Annotated in this window: 19 protein-coding genes; 14 read left to right on the forward strand and 5 right to left on the reverse strand. The window is 72.8% G+C overall.

Translation table 11 applies throughout. The annotated features are described in order from the left end of the window. Positions 1-44: 44 nt before the first annotated feature. Positions 45-1,040, reverse strand: a complete 996-nt coding sequence (locus tag ABZ898_RS10405) for an endonuclease/exonuclease/phosphatase family protein (RefSeq protein WP_361655311.1) — start codon at positions 1,038-1,040, stop codon at positions 45-47. An 88-nt stretch (positions 1,041-1,128) separates the two neighbouring features. Between ABZ898_RS10405 and ABZ898_RS10410 the strand changes: the two genes are divergently transcribed. Then, on the forward strand, positions 1,129-1,803 hold the full coding sequence (locus ABZ898_RS10410) for a response regulator transcription factor (protein ID WP_361655314.1): 675 nt from the start codon (positions 1,129-1,131) through the stop codon (positions 1,801-1,803). Beyond that, positions 1,796-2,929 (forward strand): HAMP domain-containing sensor histidine kinase, encoded by a 1,134-nt coding sequence (locus tag ABZ898_RS10415; RefSeq protein ID WP_361655317.1) that lies wholly within the window; start codon positions 1,796-1,798, stop codon positions 2,927-2,929. Before ABZ898_RS10410 ends, ABZ898_RS10415 begins: the two co-directional genes overlap by 8 nt. Positions 2,930-3,004: 75 nt before the next feature. Here the strand turns inward: ABZ898_RS10415 and ABZ898_RS10420 are convergent, their stop codons facing one another. After that, entirely contained in the window at positions 3,005-3,253 is a 249-nt protein-coding gene (locus tag ABZ898_RS10420; protein WP_361655320.1) for a hypothetical protein, read from the reverse strand. Between the two features lie 302 nt (positions 3,254-3,555). On the opposite strand from ABZ898_RS10420, the gene ABZ898_RS10425 reads away from it, so the two are divergent. Genes ABZ898_RS10425 through ABZ898_RS10435 form a run of 3 tightly spaced genes read left to right on the forward strand, consistent with a single transcriptional unit; the run spans position 3,556 to position 5,385 of the window. Beyond that, positions 3,556-3,810 (forward strand): hypothetical protein, encoded by a 255-nt coding sequence (locus ABZ898_RS10425; protein WP_361655322.1) that lies wholly within the window; start codon positions 3,556-3,558, stop codon positions 3,808-3,810. Positions 3,811-3,867: 57 nt separating this feature from the next. Next, positions 3,868-4,788: a zinc metalloprotease HtpX gene (gene htpX, locus ABZ898_RS10430; RefSeq protein WP_361655325.1), complete on the forward strand. Its 921-nt coding sequence runs from the start codon at positions 3,868-3,870 to the stop codon at positions 4,786-4,788. A gap of 3 nt (positions 4,789-4,791) precedes the next feature. Beyond that, on the forward strand, positions 4,792-5,385 hold the full coding sequence (locus ABZ898_RS10435; RefSeq protein ID WP_361655328.1) for a hypothetical protein: 594 nt from the start codon (positions 4,792-4,794) through the stop codon (positions 5,383-5,385). A 15-nt stretch (positions 5,386-5,400) separates the two neighbouring features. On the opposite strand, the gene ABZ898_RS10440 is transcribed toward ABZ898_RS10435, so the two are convergent. After that, complete coding sequence (locus tag ABZ898_RS10440) at positions 5,401-5,673, reverse strand: hypothetical protein (RefSeq protein WP_361655331.1); 273 nt, start codon at positions 5,671-5,673, stop codon at positions 5,401-5,403. A 91-nt stretch (positions 5,674-5,764) separates the two neighbouring features. On the opposite strand from ABZ898_RS10440, the gene ABZ898_RS10445 reads away from it, so the two are divergent. After that, positions 5,765-6,487: an alpha/beta fold hydrolase gene (locus ABZ898_RS10445; RefSeq protein WP_361655334.1), complete on the forward strand. Its 723-nt coding sequence runs from the start codon at positions 5,765-5,767 to the stop codon at positions 6,485-6,487. 52 nt (positions 6,488-6,539) lie between these two features. Here ABZ898_RS10445 and ABZ898_RS10450 read toward each other — a convergent pair whose 3' ends face one another. Continuing rightward, complete coding sequence (locus tag ABZ898_RS10450) at positions 6,540-6,845, reverse strand: hypothetical protein (RefSeq protein ID WP_361655337.1); 306 nt, start codon at positions 6,843-6,845, stop codon at positions 6,540-6,542. A gap of 211 nt (positions 6,846-7,056) precedes the next feature. On the opposite strand from ABZ898_RS10450, the gene ABZ898_RS10455 reads away from it, so the two are divergent. The 6 genes from ABZ898_RS10455 to ABZ898_RS10480 all read left to right on the forward strand — a co-directional run bounded on the left by ABZ898_RS10455 (position 7,057) and on the right by ABZ898_RS10480 (position 13,527). Continuing rightward, positions 7,057-7,431, forward strand: coding sequence for an ArsC/Spx/MgsR family protein (locus ABZ898_RS10455; protein WP_361655340.1), 375 nt, complete (start codon positions 7,057-7,059; stop codon positions 7,429-7,431). Between the two features lie 95 nt (positions 7,432-7,526). Beyond that, a complete protein-coding gene (locus ABZ898_RS10460) occupies positions 7,527-8,285 on the forward strand; it encodes a hypothetical protein (protein WP_361655343.1) in 759 nt (252 codons plus the stop codon). A 365-nt stretch (positions 8,286-8,650) separates the two neighbouring features. Beyond that, entirely contained in the window at positions 8,651-9,682 is a 1,032-nt protein-coding gene (gene glnII, locus ABZ898_RS10465) for a glutamine synthetase (protein ID WP_361655346.1), read from the forward strand. A 437-nt stretch (positions 9,683-10,119) separates the two neighbouring features. Then, positions 10,120-10,722: a winged helix-turn-helix domain-containing protein gene (locus tag ABZ898_RS10470; RefSeq protein WP_361655349.1), complete on the forward strand. Its 603-nt coding sequence runs from the start codon at positions 10,120-10,122 to the stop codon at positions 10,720-10,722. 61 nt (positions 10,723-10,783) lie between these two features. After that, positions 10,784-11,830: an NAD-dependent epimerase/dehydratase family protein gene (locus ABZ898_RS10475; protein ID WP_361655352.1), complete on the forward strand. Its 1,047-nt coding sequence runs from the start codon at positions 10,784-10,786 to the stop codon at positions 11,828-11,830. Between the two features lie 119 nt (positions 11,831-11,949). Continuing rightward, the gene (locus ABZ898_RS10480) at positions 11,950-13,527 is read left to right on the forward strand and encodes a DUF1996 domain-containing protein (RefSeq protein WP_361655354.1); all 1,578 of its coding nucleotides are present in this window, start codon (positions 11,950-11,952) and stop codon (positions 13,525-13,527) included. 113 nt (positions 13,528-13,640) lie between these two features. On the opposite strand, the gene ABZ898_RS10485 is transcribed toward ABZ898_RS10480, so the two are convergent. Further along, positions 13,641-14,054 carry a hypothetical protein gene (locus ABZ898_RS10485; protein WP_361655356.1) on the reverse strand — a complete coding sequence of 138 codons (414 nt, stop codon included), beginning with the start codon at positions 14,052-14,054 and terminating at the stop codon, positions 13,641-13,643. Between the two features lie 136 nt (positions 14,055-14,190). Here ABZ898_RS10485 and ABZ898_RS10490 point away from each other — a divergent pair, with 136 nt between their 5' ends. After that, complete coding sequence (locus ABZ898_RS10490; RefSeq protein WP_361655359.1) at positions 14,191-14,697, forward strand: tetratricopeptide repeat protein; 507 nt, start codon at positions 14,191-14,193, stop codon at positions 14,695-14,697. Between the two features lie 61 nt (positions 14,698-14,758). Continuing rightward, a complete protein-coding gene (locus ABZ898_RS10495) occupies positions 14,759-16,681 on the forward strand; it encodes a hypothetical protein (RefSeq protein WP_361655362.1) in 1,923 nt (640 codons plus the stop codon). The last annotated feature ends 42 nt before the right edge of the window (positions 16,682-16,723 follow it).

Here is a 16,723-nt window from a genome sequence, read left to right on the forward strand (position 1 = left end):
GGCCCTGCCCCCGTCTCCGTCCCGGAGGCGGGGGCGGTTCTGTTTCACCAGGTCAGCGTCGCCGCCACCGGCAGGTGGTCGCTGTCGGTGCCGGGGAGGGTCCAGGAGCGGTCGGCCCGCAGGCCCCGGTAGAGGACGTGGTCGATGCGGGCCACCGGGAAGGCGGCCGGCCAGGTGAAGCCGAAGCCGGTGCCGGCGGTGGTCTGGGTGGAGTGGAGGCGGGCCCGGAGGTCCGTGAAGGCGCGGTCGTCCAGGGTGCCGTTCAGGTCGGCCAGGAGGAGCACCCGGGGGTTGCGCTCGGTGGCGACGGCCCGGCTCAGGGCGGCAGCGCCGATGTCGCGGCTGCTGGTCCAGAAGCCGGTGCGGGGCATGAGGCGGACGGAACCCAGGTGGGCGACGTACACCGCGAGGGGGCCGTGCGGGGTGGCCACCGTGGTGTGGAGGGCCCGGTTCCCGGGGAGTCGCGCGGCGGCGGACCTGGTGGCGGCCAGCGGGCCGTAGTTCATGATGTCGATCGTGCGGGTCCCGGAGAGGGGGAGCCTGCTCCAGAGCCCGACGGTGCCGCGTACCGCGTGGTACGGGTAGGTCCGGGCCAGCGTCCGCTCGTACGAGGGGGCCGCTTTCGGGGTCAGTTCCTCCAGGGCCAGCAGGTCCGCGCCGGAGGCGGCCAGGGCGCGGGCCGTGCCGGCCGGGTCGGGGTTGGCGGCGCCGACGTTGTGGGTGGCCACGGTGAGGTCGCCGCCGGGGTGGGACTTGTCGTGCAGGAGGCCGGCGAAGAGGGTCGTCCACACCACCGTCGGCAGCAGCAGCGCGGCCGTCGCGGAGAGGGACCGGCGCCGAAGAGCCGCGGCCAGCAGTACGGGGACGAACACGCCGAGCCACGGCAGGAGGTTCTCCAGCAGACCGCCGAGCCCCGCGGGGTCCGGGAGCGCCGCGTGCAGCAGCAGGAGCAGGCCGAGGAGCAGCGCCAGTACGGCGGGCACCGGGCCGCGCTTCCAGGGCTCCGGGCGGGAACAGGCGCGGAGGGCGTTTCGCATCATGCGTCCGAGCCAAGACGGTGCGGTGTTGCCGGAGCGTATGCGGATTCCGATACACGGACGATACGTACCGCCTCGTAGCCTCGACGGCATGCGTGTGCTGATCGTCGAGGACGAGCCCTATCTGGCGGAGGCCGTCCGCGACGGGCTGCGCCTGGAAGCGATCGCGGCGGACATCGCCGGGGACGGGGACCGCGCGCTGGAGCTGCTGGAGATCAACGCGTACGACATCGCCGTGCTCGACCGGGACATCCCCGGGCCGTCCGGCGACGAGGTCGCGCGGCGGATCGTCGCCTCCGGCAGCGGGATGCCGATCCTCATGCTCACCGCGGCCGACCGGCTGGACGACAAGGCGTCCGGGTTCGGGCTCGGCGCCGACGACTACCTCACCAAACCCTTCGACCTGCGCGAACTCGTGCTCAGGCTGCGGGCGCTGGACCGCAGGCGGGCCCATCACCGGCCGCCCGTGCGGGAGATCGCGGGGCTGTGGCTCGACCCGTTCCGCAGGGAGGTGCGGCGGGACGGGCGCCATGTCGCGCTGACCCGGAAGCAGTTCGCGGTGCTGGAGGTGCTCGTCGCCGCCGAGGGCGGGGTCGTCAGCGCCGAGGAACTGCTGGAGCGGGCGTGGGACGCGAACGCCGACCCGTTCACCAACGCCGTCCGCATCACCGTCTCGGCCCTGCGCAAGCGGCTCGGCGAGCCCTGGATCGTCCTCACCGTGCCGGGGTCCGGGTACCGCGTCGACGCCGGGGGCGGGCGTGGATAGGGCACCGGGGCCCAGCGTCCGCCTCCGGCTCACCCTCAGCTACGCCGGGTTCCTCATGCTCGCGGGCGCCCTGCTGCTGGCCGCGGTGTGGCTGTTCCTGCTGCGGTACGTGCCCGAGCGGGCGCTCATCGTGCCCTCGGGCACCCCGGTCACGTACGACGTCTTTCCCGTCCGGTCCAACCTGCTGCGGGTCTTCGCCCCGCGGGCGGCCGGGGTGCTGGCGTTCCTGCTGCTGTTCGGGCTGGCGGGCGGATGGTTCCTCGCGGGCCGCATGCTCGCGCCGCTGAGCCGCGTCACGGAGGCCGCGCGTGCGGCCGCGGACGGCTCCCTCTCCCACCGCATCCTTCTGCCGGGGCGCGGGGACGAGTTCCGCGAACTGGCCGACGCCTTCGACACGATGCTGGCCCGGCTCGACGCGCACGTCGCCGAGCAGCGGAGGTTCGCGGCCAACGCCTCGCACGAGCTGCGCACCCCGCTGGCGATCTCCAAGGCCCTGCTCGACGTGGCCCGCACCGACCCGGACCGCGACACCGGTGAGCTCCTCGGCCGGCTGCACGCCGTGAACGCCCGTGCCATCGGCCTCACCGAGGCGCTGCTCCTGATCAGCCGTGCCGAGCAGCGGGCCTTCGTCCGGGAGGACGTCGACCTGTCCCTGCTGGCGGAGGAGGCCACCGAGACGCTGCTCCCCCTCGCGGAGAAGCACGGCATCACCGTCGAGACCTCCGGCGACATCACGCCGGCGACCGGGTCCGAGGCGCTGCTGCTCCAGCTCACGACGAACCTCGTGCACAACGCGATCGTCCACAACCTGCCCGGCCGGGACGGGCGGGGCCGGGTGTGGGTCACCACGGGTGTCCGTCCCGGAACCGTGACGCTCACCGTGGAGAACACCGGTGAGGTGCTCCCGCCCGGGCTGGCCGCGACGCTCACCGAGCCGTTCCGGCGCGGAACCGAACGTGTCCACACCGACCACGCGGGCTCCGGCCTGGGCCTGGCGATCGTGCGGACCATCGCCCAGGCCCACGACGGCACCCTGACCCTCGTCCCGCGCACTTCGGGCGGGCTGAGGATCACGGTGGAACTCCCGGCGGGCCGGGCGGCCGGTGGTCGCCCTCCGGGCCCGTGACCGGCGGCGCCTCAGCCCTACGAGAAGGGCCGCCACCCTGCTGGGTGGCGGCCCTCCGCTGTCACAGTGCGGGAATCACCCCGGGACCACGATCACCACGACGGCGCCGTTGTTGTAGCCGTAGCCGGGGCCGAAGCCGTTGTTGAAGCCGTAGCCCGGTCCGTAGCCGTAGCCGCAGTTGCCCCACCAGCCGCAGCCGCGGTTGGTCGGCAACGTGACGTGGCCGGGAGTGGCCGCCGAGGCTGTACCGGCGATGGCTCCGCCTGCCAGGAGAAGTCCGGCGGCGGATGCCGCCATGAGGCGCTTGGCTCGCTGTGCGTTCATGGACGTACCTTCCTTCCACCCCACGTGCGGTCCGCGACAGCACGGTTCGATGGCCGCGCATCCGGAGCGGAGGTCCGGCGCGGTCGGTGGGCTGGCCGCCTTGAGTCCGCCGGGACGACGCCAGTACAGAGCGCGTCCCGCGCTGCGGCACTCCCACGATGCTAGGTGACCTCCGCCCGCTCGGCATCCGGAGCGGAAGCGGGCCCGGAGCCCGTGCAACCTTTCCCGCCGCCCGGGCTTCTTGGTTCATGGGAGAAGATCAGCCTCACCCGATGGCGCCGGACGAGAGAGGTCGTACGAGGATGACGGAACAGGACGACTGGCAGCGGGAGTTCGACCTCGGCTGGGCCGACTCCGCCGAACACAAAGAGCCCTCCGCACGGGCCCGGATGCTCGCGGCCCGCTGGAAGGAGAACCCCCCGGACCCGGCCCCCTTCCGCGCCGCCCCCACCCCGGCCCCCCGCAGAGGCTCATGGGTGTCCACGGCGGTGGTACTCGGCTCCGTGGCAGCGCTGATCGTGCTGCTGGGGTACGCGCAGATGCGGTCGTCGTATTGAACGTGCGCGGGTGCACACTGGAGGCACGGGGAGAGGTCGAGTGCGGGGTGATTCGAGATGACTGGCCGTTTTCGCAGTGACCGTCGGCTGACCGTGCGGATGACGGTCACCATGTTTCTGCTCGGGCTGCTGTACGTGGCGTTCGTGGCCGCGCTGATCGTGCTGCTGAAGTCGTGGGTGCTGGTCGCCGTGCTGGTGGCCGCGATGTTCGTGGCGCAGTTCTGGTTCTCCGACAAGATCGCCATGTTCGCGATGCGCGGGCATGTCGTGGAGCGGGAGCAGTATCCGGAGCTGCACGCGGTGGTGGACCGGCTGTGCGCGATCGCGGACATGCCCAAGCCGGTGATCGCCGTGTCCGACATCGGCATGCCGAACGCCTTCGCCACCGGCCGCAACCCCGATCACGCGGTGGTCTGCGTGACCACCGGCCTGCTGCGGCGGCTGGAGCCGGCCGAGCTGGAGGGGGTGCTCGCGCACGAGCTGTCGCACGTGGCGCACAAGGACGTCGCCGTGATCACCATCGCGTCGTTCCTGGGTGTGATCGCCGGGCTGATCGTCCGGTTCATGTTCTACTCGCAGCTGTTCGGCGGGGGCCGGCGCGACCAGAACACCGCCGCGATCTTCGCCGCGGTGATCGGTGTCTCGGCCGCCGTGTACGCGATCAGCTTCCTGCTGATCAGGGCGCTGTCGCGGTACCGCGAGCTGGCCGCCGACCGCGCCGCCGCGCATCTCACCGGCCGCCCGTCGGCACTGGCGTCGGCGCTGACCAAGGTGTCCGGGGAGATCGCCCGGATTCCGACGAAGGACCTGCGCACGGCGCAGGCGTTCAACGCGTTCTACTTCACCCCGGCCACCGGCAAGGAGCCCGGTATCGAGCGCTTCTTCTCCACGCACCCGTCCCTGGAGCAGCGGCTCACGCAACTGGGCCGGATCTCCGCGGAGCTGGGCGAGGCCGCCACTCCCGAGAAGACGGGCTGATCATTGGGTCTGCTGGACATCCTGCTGGGGCGTACGAAGCCGGTGGCGCCCGATCTCGATCAGCTCTTCGCGCTGCCCTCGGCAGCGATCACCCTCCAGGCGGCGGCCGGGTTCACCCCGGCCGGGTCGGGCGCGGTGTGCTTCGCCACGGTGGAGGGCGCGGCGTTCGAGCGGGCGCACCGGGAGGTACGGGAGCTGCTGGACGCCGACGCGGAGCGCAGCGGGCCGGTGGAGCTGACCCGGGACGACTACGGGTACTCCTGGATCAGCTCCCGCCGCTCCCCCGATCAGCTCCCCGAGCTGGTGAACGACCTGCACGCGGTGAACAGTTCGCTGGAGGCCGGCGGCTTCGGCCCCCAACTGCTGTGCTCGCTCGCCGCTTTCGAACGGGCGGACCAGGATGACGACCGCCGGCTGGCCCTGGTCTACCTCTACAAGCGCGGCACCTTCTATCCGCTGTGCACCCGCCCCGGCCACCAGCGCCGGGACAACGCCCTGGAGCTGCAGGTGGCGTCGGCGCTGGAGGGGGACCTGCGGATCGAGAAGGACACGTCCCGGTGGTTCCCGCTGTGGGACGCGCCGGGGATGACCGGCTGAGGGGTCCGGGGCCCGTCAGCGGCTCTTCTCCCGCTGCTGCCGGCGGATCTCGTGGGGGCGCTCGCGGCGGTAGCGGCGCTCCCACCTGGCCTGCCGGTCGCGGCGGTCCCGGTAGGCGCGGTAGGTGTCCGGGGGCGGGGCGGCGCCCGGCGGCGGGGGTGGTGGTGGCGTGCCGCGCCCGCTTCTCAGGTACAGCCAGAGCAGCGCGACGGCGGCGAGCCAGTAGAGGTGGTTGCCGGTGCCGAGGACGGCCAGGGTCAGGGTGGCGGCGACTATGAGAACGCTCATGGCGGAACCTCCTGACACCTCAACGTAGCGCCGCCGCTACTGTGCGTGCATCTTCTTTTCGGGTGCCGGTGACTGTGGGTGAATGCCCTTCATGACTCAACCTCCTTTCACGCTGCACGAGTTCACCGTCCCCTGCGACGGCGAGCGGCTGAGCGCGGTGCGCGCGGGCACACCCGGGGCGACGACCACGGCCGTGCTGCTGCACGGCGCCGGCACGGGCAGCAAGGAGCGCCTGCTGCCCCTCCTGGGCGCCTTCGCCGAACGGGGCTGCCACGCCCTGGCGTTCGACTTCTCCGGCCACGGCCGGAGCACGGGCCGCCTGTCCGGACTGAGTCTGCGCCGCCGCTTCGAGCAGGCGGCCGCGGTGATCGACGCCCACGCGGGGGACGGCCCGCTCGTGCTGGCCGGGTTCAGCATGAGCGGCCAGACGGTGGCGGACCTGGTGCGGCACTACGGGCGCCGGGTGGTCGCGGTGGGCCTGTGCGCGCCGGGGGTGTTCGCGGCGGCGGCGTGGGACGAGCCGTTCGGCGACGGGACCGGCGCCTTCACCAGGATTCTGCGCACCCCGGACAGCTGGCGGGACTCCCCCGCCCTGCCGGCTCTCCGCGCCTTCGAGGGCCGGGCGGTGCTGGTCGTCCCGGGCACGGACGCGGTCATCCCGGCCGAGGTGACGAAGGCGGTCGAGGAGGCGCTGTCGGCGCGGGCGCGGTACACGCGCCTGGAACTGCCGGACGCGGAGCACGCGTTGGGGATGTGGCTCCGGGACCACCCGGAGGACGGGCGGAAGCTGGCAGCGGAGCTGCTGGCGGGGTGAGCCCCGCCCCGGTGCCGGGCGCCGCCCCGCAGGGGGCGCCCGGCCGGTGGGCTCAGTGCAGCAGGGCCCGGACCATGCGGCAGGTGGTGGCGGACGGCGGGTGGACGCCGAGCCTGTCCGCCGTGTCGCGGATCGCCGCGTCGCGGGCCTGGGCCGGGAGGTAGACGCCCGAGTCGAGCAGGGCTATGGCCAGGCGCATGGCCTTCAGGCGCCGGTTGTGCGAGACGTACCACTCACGCGGCCGCCCCGCCGGCAGCGGGCGCTTCGCGGTGGGCGCGTAGGGCGAGTCGAGCGGCACGGGACGCTTGGCGGTGGACTGGGTCGGCGACGGCTTGTTCCTCGGAGCGGCGACGGGCACGGGCAACCTCCTGTGGCGAGCGGAGCACCCGCCGGGAATCCCGGCGAATCCTCTCGAACACTGCTCCCAGTCTACTGCCGGGCACTGACAACGGGCAGGGCGCACTGAAGCGCAGAATCCCTGGCGGGAAAGGGAATTGGCGCCCTGTCACCCGAGGGGCGCGAGGGGTGTCTGACATTCGAACAAGCAGAGCGGCGCGTACCGTGTCCGCATGGAGATCTGGATCAATCCCGCCTGTTCCAAGTGCCGTAGCGCGCTCGACGTGCTGGACGCCGAGGGAGCCGGGTACACCGTGCGGCGCTACCTGGAGGACGTGCCGAGCGCGCGGGAGATCCGGGAGCTGCTCGGCCGGCTGGGACTGGAGCCGTGGGACATCGCCCGGACCGGGGAGGCCGTCGCGGTCGAGCTGGGGCTCGGGCAGTGGGCGCGGGACGCGGACTCGCGGGAGCGGTGGATCGCGGCGCTCGCCGGGCACCCCGTTCTGATCCAGCGGCCGATCATCACGGCGGACGACGGCACGGCGCTCGTGGCACGGTCGGAGGACGCGGTGCGGGAGGCGCTGGGGCGGGGCACAACTGCCGTGTGACGTAGGTTACTTCGGCAACGGGTGTAACCCTTGAGTCACGACGGCCGGGCCTCCCGTACATAGCGGCGTACGCTCCCCTACCCCTGGAGGCGCCGATGTCGCGCAGGAGAAGTCTCGGCACCAAGAAGAAGATCGCGCTGCTGGTCAGCGCCGCCGCGGTGGCGGGCGGTGGGGCCTTCGCCCTGGCGACCACGTCGAACGCGGCACAGAGCCCGCAGGACGCCAAGACCCTGTCGTCGGCCGCGGACTCGACCGCGTGCCAGGGGTTCGCCACGGCCCTCGGCAACAACCAGAAGTTCATCGAGGGCCAGAAGGCGAACCCGGACGCGCAGTCCTCGGCCCGGATCGCCAACCGTGAGGCGGTCATCGAGCAGATCAAGGTCCAGCAGAAGGCTGCGGGCTGCACCGTTGGGGAGTCGGCTCAGGACTCCCAGGCGGCGCCCGGCGGCCAGCAGCAGGGCGGCGGCGCCCAGCAGGGCGCGGGCCAGCAGGCCGGTGGCGGTCAGCAGGCGGGCGGCGGTCAGCAGGCGGGCGGCGGCCAGCAGGCCGGCGGTCAGCAGAGCGCCCCGCCCGCGCAGGGCAACGGCGGCGGTGCCGCGGCCTCCGGCCAGCAGGTCTGCAACGGCTCCACCGTCACGCTCTCCGGCGAGGGCGGCGCCCCGGCGGCGTCCAGCAACCTGTTCCCGATCGGGACCACGCTGAAGGTCACCAACCTGGACAACAGCAAGTCCACGACCGTCAAGGTCGCCTCGGTGTCCGGCAGTTGCGCCCTGCTCAACAACGCGGCCTTCGAACAGGTCCGGGAGCCGGGCAAGTTCCTGATCCGCCGCGCCCTGATCGAGAAGGTGGGGTGAGGTACCACGAGGTGAACGGAAACCGGTGAGACGACGGCCCGGACCGACACGCTCGTCGGCTCCGGGCCGCTCCCCGGTCTCCCGGGACCCCCCGTCGACGGGCGGGGTCCGGAACTCGCCGCCTTGCGCGCACCCCGCGCAGGAGGAACAGGCGGCGCCTTCCGGACCCCGCCTCCGTCACGCGCGGACCCGCGTGACACTCGTGACCCCCGCCACAGAACCCCCAGGTAACACGGGGTTCACACGAGGGCAATGATCGGGAAATCGCCTGTTGGCACGCTGCCGGGCATATCGACGCGGCGTACGGTGCCGCGGCGCCGCGGCACCGCGAGTGCGGCCCGAACCACCCCGAAGGATGTGTCCCCGTGACCTTCAAGGCCGAGTACATCTGGATCGACGGCACCCAGCCGACGGCCAAGCTCCGTTCCAAGACGAAGATCATCACGGGTGCTCCGGCCGGTCTCGACGCGCTGCCCGTCTGGGGCTTCGACGGCTCCTCCACCAACCAGGCCGAGGGCCACGCCTCCGACCGCGTGCTCCGGCCCGTCTTCACCTGCCCGGACCCGATCCGCGGCGGCGACGACATCCTGGTGCTGTGCGAGGTCCTCGACATCGACATGACGCCGCACGTGTCCAACACCCGTGCCGCGCTCGCCGAGACCGAGGAGCGCTTCGGCGCCCAGGAGCCGATCTTCGGCATCGAGCAGGAGTACACCTTCTTCGACGGGACCCGGCCGCTCGGCTTCCCCAAGGACGGCTTCCCGGCCCCCCAGGGCGGCTACTACTGCGGTGTCGGCGCCGACGAGATCTTCGGCCGTGACGTCGTCGAGGCCCACCTGGACAACTGCCTCAAGGCCGGTCTCGGCATCTCCGGCATCAACGCCGAGGTCATGCCCGGCCAGTGGGAGTTCCAGGTCGGCCCGCTCGCGCCGCTGGAGGTCTCCGACCAGCTCTGGATCGCGCGCTGGCTGCTCTACCGCACCGCCGAGGACTTCGGCATCTCCGCCACCCTCGACCCCAAGCCGGTCAAGGGCGACTGGAACGGCGCGGGCGCGCACACCAACTTCTCCACCAGGGCGATGCGCGAGGGGTACGACGCGATCATCACCGCGTGCGAGTCGCTCGGTGAGGGCTCCAAGCCGCTGGACCACGTCAAGAACTACGGCGCCGGCATCGACGACCGCCTCACCGGCCTGCACGAGACCGCCCCGTGGAACGAGTACAGCTACGGCGTCTCCGACCGCGGCGCCTCGGTCCGCATCCCGTGGCAGGTCGAGAAGGACGGCAAGGGCTACATCGAGGACCGCCGTCCCAACGCCAACGTCGACCCGTACGTGGTGACCCGTCTGCTGGTCGACACCTGCTGCGCCGCGCTGGAGAAGGCCGGCCAGGCCTGATCACGCCGATCCCGCGAAGGGGCGCCCGCCGGACCGGCGGGCGCCCCTTCGGCGTCCCCGGTCCGGGCGGCGGATTTCGGTCAGGAAGGCGTCCAGGACGCGTCCAATGGATGGAAGAGGGCTCCTCCCCGGCATCCGGGTCTGCTTCAATGGGTCCATGGTCGGCTTCCAGAACCGCGTAGCTCCAGGTCGTGAGGACCTCGAGCCGTTCTGGCCTTCCCGTCAGCACGACGACTTCGACCGAGTGTGTTGCCGCGCGACCGACGCGCGGGCCCTGTGAGCATCGTGGCCTCCTGAGCGCCGTACACCACCGGCCTCATGGACGACCCGGCCTCCGGCCAGCGCCGTACGACGTACGTCCCCGGCGCGCACCCGACCACGAGTCGAGGTCGCCGCCTCGCCCGACGACACTCCTCGCGCGAAAGAGCTGACCCCTCATGGCGACTCACCTTCCCCAGTCCACCGCCACCCCTCTGACCGAGCACCCCGCCGCCCCGGCCGCCGCGCCCCGGCACCGGTTGCGCGCCGTCGACCGGGACGAGGAGTGGCAGCTGCCCGCCACCGCCGTCGCGGAGACCGTGGCCGGCCTGCTGCCGCCGGGTGCCACCTGGCTGCCCGCCCCGCCGCACACCCTGCCCGACCTGCCGGGCCGGCCGCCGATGGTCGGCTATCTGGTCCTGGTCCCCGCCGGCCAGCGGCCGCCCTTCGCCCCGGTGGCCGTCCCCGCCCCGGCCGCTCCCGCCCCCGAACCGGTGGTGCGGATCGACGCCGTGCGCCGGATCGCCCAGGTGGACGGAACGGAACTCGACCTGACCTACCTGGAGTTCGAGCTGCTCGCCCATCTGGTGGCTCACCCGCACCGGGTGCACACCCGCGACCACCTGGTCACCACGGTGTGGGGGTACGGCCATGTCGGCGACGGCCGTACCGTCGACGTGCACATCGCCCGGCTGCGCCGCAAGCTGGGCGCCCGGTACCGGCAGGCCATCCAGACCGTGCGCCGGGTCGGCTACAAGTACACGCCGCCGACGGCCGGTTGATCCGGTCCGCTCTGAGCGGACGCGTGTGCGACCCGCGTCCGCCCGGGGCACGATCACCCGCATGAAGCTTCTCGTGCTGGGCGGAACCGAGTTCGTCGGCAGGGCCGTGGTGGAGGCCGCGCTGGAGCGGGGCTGGGAGGTGACCGCGTTCAACCGGGGCAATCGCCAGCCCCCGCCGGACGTACGGTCGTTGCACGGCGACCGCACCTCCCCCGCCGGTCTGGCCGCGCTCGCCGCCGACGACACCCGCTGGGACGCCGTCGTGGACACCTGGAAGGGCGCGCCGAAGACCGTACGGGAGACGGCCCGGCTGCTGAAGGACCGCGTGGAGCGGTACGCCTACATATCCACCCGGTCCGTCTACACCTGGCCGTGGCCCACCCTGGGCGGCCTCGCCGAGGACGGGCCGCTGGTGGAGGGCGCCGCCGACGCGGAGGCCACCGACTACGGGGCGGACAAGCGGGGCGGCGAACTGGCCGCGCTGGAGAGCTTCGGCCCCGACCGCACCCTGCTGGCCCGGGCCGGGCTGATCCTCGGTCCGTACGAGCACGTCGGGCGCCTGCCCTACTGGCTGACCCGGATCGCGCGCGGCGGCGAGGTGCTGGCGCCGGGACCGCGCGAGATGCCGGTCCAGTACATCGACGTCCGCGACCTGGCCGACTGGCTGCTGGGCGCGCTGGACAAGGGGCTGAGCGGGCCGTTCGACCTGACGAGTCCGTCGGGTCACGCCACCATGGGCGAGCTGCTGGAGCGGTGCCGGGAGGTCACCGGATCGGCCGCCGAGCTGCGCTGGACCGACCCGGAGACGATCCTCGCGGCCGGGATCGAGCCGTGGACCGAGCTGCCGGTGTGGACCCCGCCGGACGGCGACCTGTCCTGTGTGCACCGGGGGGACGTGTCGCGCGCGCTGGCCACCGGGCTGGACTGCCGGCCGGTGGACGAGACGGTCGCCGACACCTGGCGCTGGCTGGCCTCCCTCGGCGGCCGTCTGCCCGAGGAGCCGGGCCGCACGGCGCCGGGCGTCCCGGCCGAGAAGGAGGCCGCGGCACTCGGGTCACCTCTCAACTCCCCCAGTTCAGAAGGCATTTCCTCTGCGGAGCCGGGGTAGGACTGGGAAATATTTGTGAGACCGGTGAACACCTCTGGTGCGGCGTGCGTATGGAAGGGCGCCGCTTCACTCCTGTCGGGCGCCTCGAAGCTGCCCCGCAAGGAAGTCAGAGGAGTTCCATGGGACGCAACATACGTAAACGCCGCTCGCCGCTGGCCGTGAAGGTCACCGCCGCATCGGCGGCCCTAGCGCTCGGCGGGGGCGGGCTGATCTGGGCGAACTTCTACGCCTCGGCTCACGAGTCGAACAACGACGCGTGGGGAGGCAACCGCACCAAGGCCACGGCCGCCCAGGTCGCCACGATCTCCTGCCCGGACGTCGGCCAGAAGCTGACCAACGTGCCGGACAAGGCCCGTACCGACGTCGCCGGTGAACTGTCCAATCTGGACCGGCAGATCACCGAGGCGTACCAGCGCCTGGCGACCACGCGTGACGCGCAGACCCGTGACGCGAGTTTCGTGCAGAACAGCATCCTGCAGCCGCTCAAGGAGCGCCGCCAGAACATCCTGGACCGGATCAAGCTGGAGATCACCCGCGTGGGCGGCACCGCCCCGGGCGACCTCGACACCCTGGCCAACTGCACCGGCACCCCGGCCGACCAGACCAACGCCGGCGGCCAGCAGCAGGGCGGTCAGAACAACGGCGGCCAGCAGCAGGGCGGGGGCCAGCAGCAGGGCGGCCAGAACAACGGCGGCGGCCAGCAGCAGGGCGGCGGTCAGCAGCAGGGCGGCCAGAACAACGGCGGCCAGCAGCAGGGCGGCGCCATCGGCGGCCAGGCCGGCAACGGCCCCGTCGCGGCCGACTTCGTCGACATCACCAAGGCCCAGGCCAACGTGAAGGCCAAGCCGCGCCAGGCGCGCAACGCCTCGCGGGGCACCTTCACCACGCGCTGCGGTGTGAACACCAACAAGAACCACAACACCGACAACGTGATCGTGGCGCCCGGCGTGAAGAACGGCGCGCACCACCTGCACGACTACGTCGGCAACCAGAAGATCGACGCCTTCGCCAGCAACGACACGTTCCTGCAGGGCGGTTCGAGCTGCCAGAACAAGAACGACCTGTCGTCGTACTACTGGCCGGTCGTCCGTGTCCAGGACGGTTCGCAGGACTTCGACCAGAACAACGACGGCGGCGGCAAGGAGGGCAACGTCGGCAAGATCCTGACGCCCACCTCGGCGCAGATCAAGTACGTCGGCAGCCCCACCGGCAAGGTCGTGGCGATGCCGCAGTTCCTGCGGATCATCACCGGTGACGCGAAGACCACCACCAACGGTCTGGCCAACGCCAACGCGCACTGGAGCTGCACCGGCTTCGAGAACAAGGTCCAGCTCACCGAGCAGTACCCGATCTGCCCGCAGGGCAGCAAGGTCGTGCGGACCTTCGCCTTCCAGAGCTGCTGGGACGGCCAGAACGCCGACAGCGCCAACCACCGCACGCACGTGGCCTTCGCGGACGCCAACGGCAACTGCCAGAACAACTTCAAGGCCATTCCGCAGCTCACCATGCGCCTGGTGTACGACATCGCGCCGCCCACCATCGAGAACGGCCAGGTGAAGAACGCCTACGCCGTGGACGGTTTCCCGGAGCAGCTCCACAAGCCCTCCACCGACCACGACGACTTCATCGCCATCACCAAGGGCGGGCTCGCCAACAAGATCGCCAACTGTGTGAACCGCGGTCAGAACTGCCAGTGATCACAGGCTCGTGATCCTCTGAAGACCCCCCTCCTCGGGGGATCACGACAGAAGGCCGGTGCCGGGAGAACCTCCCGTCACCGGCCTTCGCCGTCGTGTGCCGCGGGCCGGCGTCAGCCGGAGTGCTTCGCGCCGTGGCCGCTGTGGTCCGTGCCGACCTCCACGTCGCCGCCGAGCGTGCCGCGCAGCGCGTTGACCACGCCGTCGTCGCCCACGGCCACCCACTTGCGGCCGACGAGGTAGTGACCGCCGTAGTCCTTCGCGTCGTTGATCCACTCGCGCTGGCCCCGGTCGGTGGCGAAGGTGGCGAGGACGAACTTCCCGTCGGCGTTCTTGCAGAGCGCCTGGCGGATCTCGTCCGCGTCGGTCTGCATGTCGGGGCGGCACCTGACCTCGGCGGCCAGGCTCTCCAGGCTGCCGGTCGCGGTGGCCGGCACCTTCTCGGCGCCGCCGGAGTCGCCGCCCGCGCCGCAGCCCGCCAGTGTCAGCACCGCGGCGCCCACGAGCATCGCGCTGGTCATCCTCATCTGTTCCTCCGGTCCTGGTGGGCCAAGCATCGCGCACGCGGAGCCCCGCGAGGGCCCCGACCCTCGGATACGGCTGCGGGCGGCGGCACGCTCAAATCCCTTGATCGAAAGGCCGGATGCCTGCCAGGGTGGGCCGATGGACCGAGACTGGGAAGAGCGCGTGGCGGCCGCCTGGGCGGCCTTCGACACCTGGCCCGAGGACGACGCGGCCGGGTTCCGCGCCGCCGTCGACAAGCTGGCCGCCGAACTGCCCGAGGACAGCCCGCTGGCGCTGTTCGAGCGGGCCTGTGCCTTCGACTCCACCGGCCACTCGGCCGAGGCGGCCGGGCTGTACCGCGCGGCGCTGGAGCGCGGTCTGGCCGAGGCCAGCCCGTACCGGGCCCGCCGGACGAAGATCCAACTGGCCAGCTCACTGCGGAACACCGGGCACGCGGCGGAGGGCGTCGAACTGCTCACCCCCGAACTGGACGCCCCGTCCGACGAGTTGGACGACGCGGTACGGGCCTGTCTGGCGCTGTGCCTGTCCAGTCTGGGCCGGGACCGCGAGGGCCTCTCCCTGGTGCTCGGCGCGCTCGCCCCCCATCTCCCGCGCTACCAGCGGTCGATGGCCAACTACGCCCGCGCGCTGACGGAACCGGTGTGAGCCCCGCCGCACCTCACCCGTGCGGCGGTGACCTCGGGCCGACTCGCTCGTTCTCCCCGATGTGCAGTCACAGGATGTAGCCCACCGTCACGCACCCGCCTCCTCCCGGACCCAGGACCCGGCCGTCGACGTCGGCCGGGCCGAGGCCGCGCTCGTCGAGCACTACCCGCGGCTGGTCCGGCTCGCCTACCTGGTGCTCCCGCCCGCGCTCGGCCGGGGGCGCCGGGTCCTGACCGCACACGCCCTCGCCCAGCGCGCCCTGCCACGCGGCCGCAAGCAGCGCTCGCCGATCCCGGCCCAGCCGGCCGGCCGCGACGGCGACCCCGGCTACGCCCTGGTCCGGCTGCGGGTGCTGCGCTCCGCGCTGGAGGCGTCCGGGCCGCGCAAGGGACTGCCCAAGCTCTCCCGGCTCCCCGCCCCGCTCCCCCAGGTGTGGGGCCTCAGGCTCTTCCCGCGCTCCGGCGGCGCCGACGAACTCGCCCTGGACCAGGAGCTGTCGGCCCTGACCGGCCCGGCACGCGCGGCGTACGTCCTGCGCGGCCTGGAGGGGCTTCAGGACGACGACGTGCGCGCGGTCCTGAAGGCCGCCGGGGTCACCCGTACCGAGTCGGCGCTGGCCGGGGCGAACGGTGTGCCCGCGCGGTACGCGCTGCTGGCCTCCCCCGAGTTCGACGCCTGCTCGCTCCAGGCCCGCCCCACCGACCTGATGCGGCGCCGCCAGCACACCAAGGCGGCGCTGGCCGCGGCCGCCGCGCTCGTCGTGGCCTGCGCGCTGGTCGCGCTGCCCGGCGGCGGCTGGGGCCCGGACGGCGCCGCCGCGCCCGCCTACGCCGGGAACCCGGCCGCGCTCGCCGCGCTCGATCCCGGCAAGGTGGGGCGGGTGGCCCCGGCGGCGTGGAAGACCTCCGCGCGCACCGACTTCTCCGTCTGGCCCGCACGCGGCCCGCTCACCGGTGACGAGGCCCTGCTGCGTCGCGCACTGGCGGTCTGGGCCCGCCCCGGCGCCACGGTCCGCGTCTCGGCGACCCCCGGCACCTTCACCGGCGGCCCCGCCGGACCGCCCCAGCTGCTGTACGCGGGCGAGGTGGACGCGGCCCGCGTGGTGATCCTCTACGACGGTCTGCGCATCGCCCGCTACGCCGAGCCGAGGGACGGCACCGAGGGCGCGGCCCTGGACTTCGCCCGCGTCGACGGCGCGACCGGCGCCGAGGCGAGCGCGCTGGTGCTCGGCCGTTCCGACGGCAACGTCCGCTATCTGACCGCCCCTTGGGTGAAGAAGGCGGCCGAGCGGGACCTGACCAAGCCGCGGTCGGCGGCGAGTCCGCTCGCCCTCACCGACGGCGTGACGTCCCCGCTGGCCAGCCCCGCGCTGCGCACGGGCGACTGCACCTCGTGGAACGTGCTCCAGCTCTCGGACGGTTCGGGCAGCAGTCTCTCCACCGACCTGGGCGAGCTGGTGCCGGCGCACCTCACCGCGGGCCGCCCCGGCGCGGCCGGTGAGGCGACGGGGGCCGAGGGGCTGCGGGCCTGGGCGCCGTTCGCCTGCTCGCTGGCGGCGCAGCGGGCGGCCGGGGTGCGCGGGGTGAACTCCTGGGCGTTCGCCGAGCAGCCGCTGCCGGACGCGAGCGGCGACGGGGAGTGGGTGTGCACGCGGGCCGAGACCTGGCGCGGTGACGGCACGGTGGCGCTGGCGCAGTTCCGTACTCCGGGCGGGCCCGTGGGGGCGGTCGTGGCCAAGGCCGGGGACACCACGGCGTGCGGTCCGCGTGATCCCCAGGTGCTGGCGGGGGTGTTGTGGAAGTCGAGCGGCGGCCACTGGTACCTGCTGGCGGCGGGCAGTGAGGACGTGGCCTCGATCCGTTCGTCGGGCGGTGTGACCGCGGCCGGGCCGGGGCGGTTGCTGGTGGCCAAGGCGGAGCAGGGCGCCCAGGCGCGGTTGTCGGGAACGCTGGAGGGCGGGCGGAAGATCAGCGGGCTGCGCTGACGGCGCTTGCTGACAACGTGCCCAACAAGGTGGTGCACGGGG

It is taken from the genome of Streptomyces sp. NPDC046860 (assembly GCF_040645115.1).
Lineage (GTDB): Bacteria > Actinomycetota > Actinomycetes > Streptomycetales > Streptomycetaceae > Streptomyces.

Bases quoted from the DNA above. Each gene is read 5' to 3' on its own strand.
- ABZ898_RS10410 (WP_361655314.1), top strand. From the start codon at position 1,129: ATGCGTGTGCTGATCGTCGAGGACGAGCCCTATCTGGCGGAGGCCGTC.
- ABZ898_RS10425 (WP_361655322.1), top strand. From the start codon at position 3,556: ATGACGGAACAGGACGACTGGCAGCGGGAGTTCGACCTCGGCTGGGCC.
- ABZ898_RS10445 (WP_361655334.1), top strand. From the start codon at position 5,765: ATGACTCAACCTCCTTTCACGCTGCACGAGTTCACCGTCCCCTGCGAC.
- ABZ898_RS10485 (WP_361655356.1), bottom strand. From the start codon at position 14,054: ATGAGGATGACCAGCGCGATGCTCGTGGGCGCCGCGGTGCTGACACTG.
- ABZ898_RS10490 (WP_361655359.1), top strand. From the start codon at position 14,191: ATGGACCGAGACTGGGAAGAGCGCGTGGCGGCCGCCTGGGCGGCCTTC.
- ABZ898_RS10420 (WP_361655320.1), bottom strand. From the start codon at position 3,253: ATGAACGCACAGCGAGCCAAGCGCCTCATGGCGGCATCCGCCGCCGGA.
- ABZ898_RS10460 (WP_361655343.1), top strand. From the start codon at position 7,527: ATGTCGCGCAGGAGAAGTCTCGGCACCAAGAAGAAGATCGCGCTGCTG.
- ABZ898_RS10480 (WP_361655354.1), top strand. From the start codon at position 11,950: ATGGGACGCAACATACGTAAACGCCGCTCGCCGCTGGCCGTGAAGGTC.
- ABZ898_RS10470 (WP_361655349.1), top strand. From the start codon at position 10,120: ATGGCGACTCACCTTCCCCAGTCCACCGCCACCCCTCTGACCGAGCAC.
- ABZ898_RS10475 (WP_361655352.1), top strand. From the start codon at position 10,784: ATGAAGCTTCTCGTGCTGGGCGGAACCGAGTTCGTCGGCAGGGCCGTG.
- ABZ898_RS10455 (WP_361655340.1), top strand. From the start codon at position 7,057: ATGGAGATCTGGATCAATCCCGCCTGTTCCAAGTGCCGTAGCGCGCTC.
- ABZ898_RS10440 (WP_361655331.1), bottom strand. From the start codon at position 5,673: ATGAGCGTTCTCATAGTCGCCGCCACCCTGACCCTGGCCGTCCTCGGC.
- ABZ898_RS10405 (WP_361655311.1), bottom strand. From the start codon at position 1,040: ATGATGCGAAACGCCCTCCGCGCCTGTTCCCGCCCGGAGCCCTGGAAG.
- htpX (WP_361655325.1), top strand. From the start codon at position 3,868: ATGACTGGCCGTTTTCGCAGTGACCGTCGGCTGACCGTGCGGATGACG.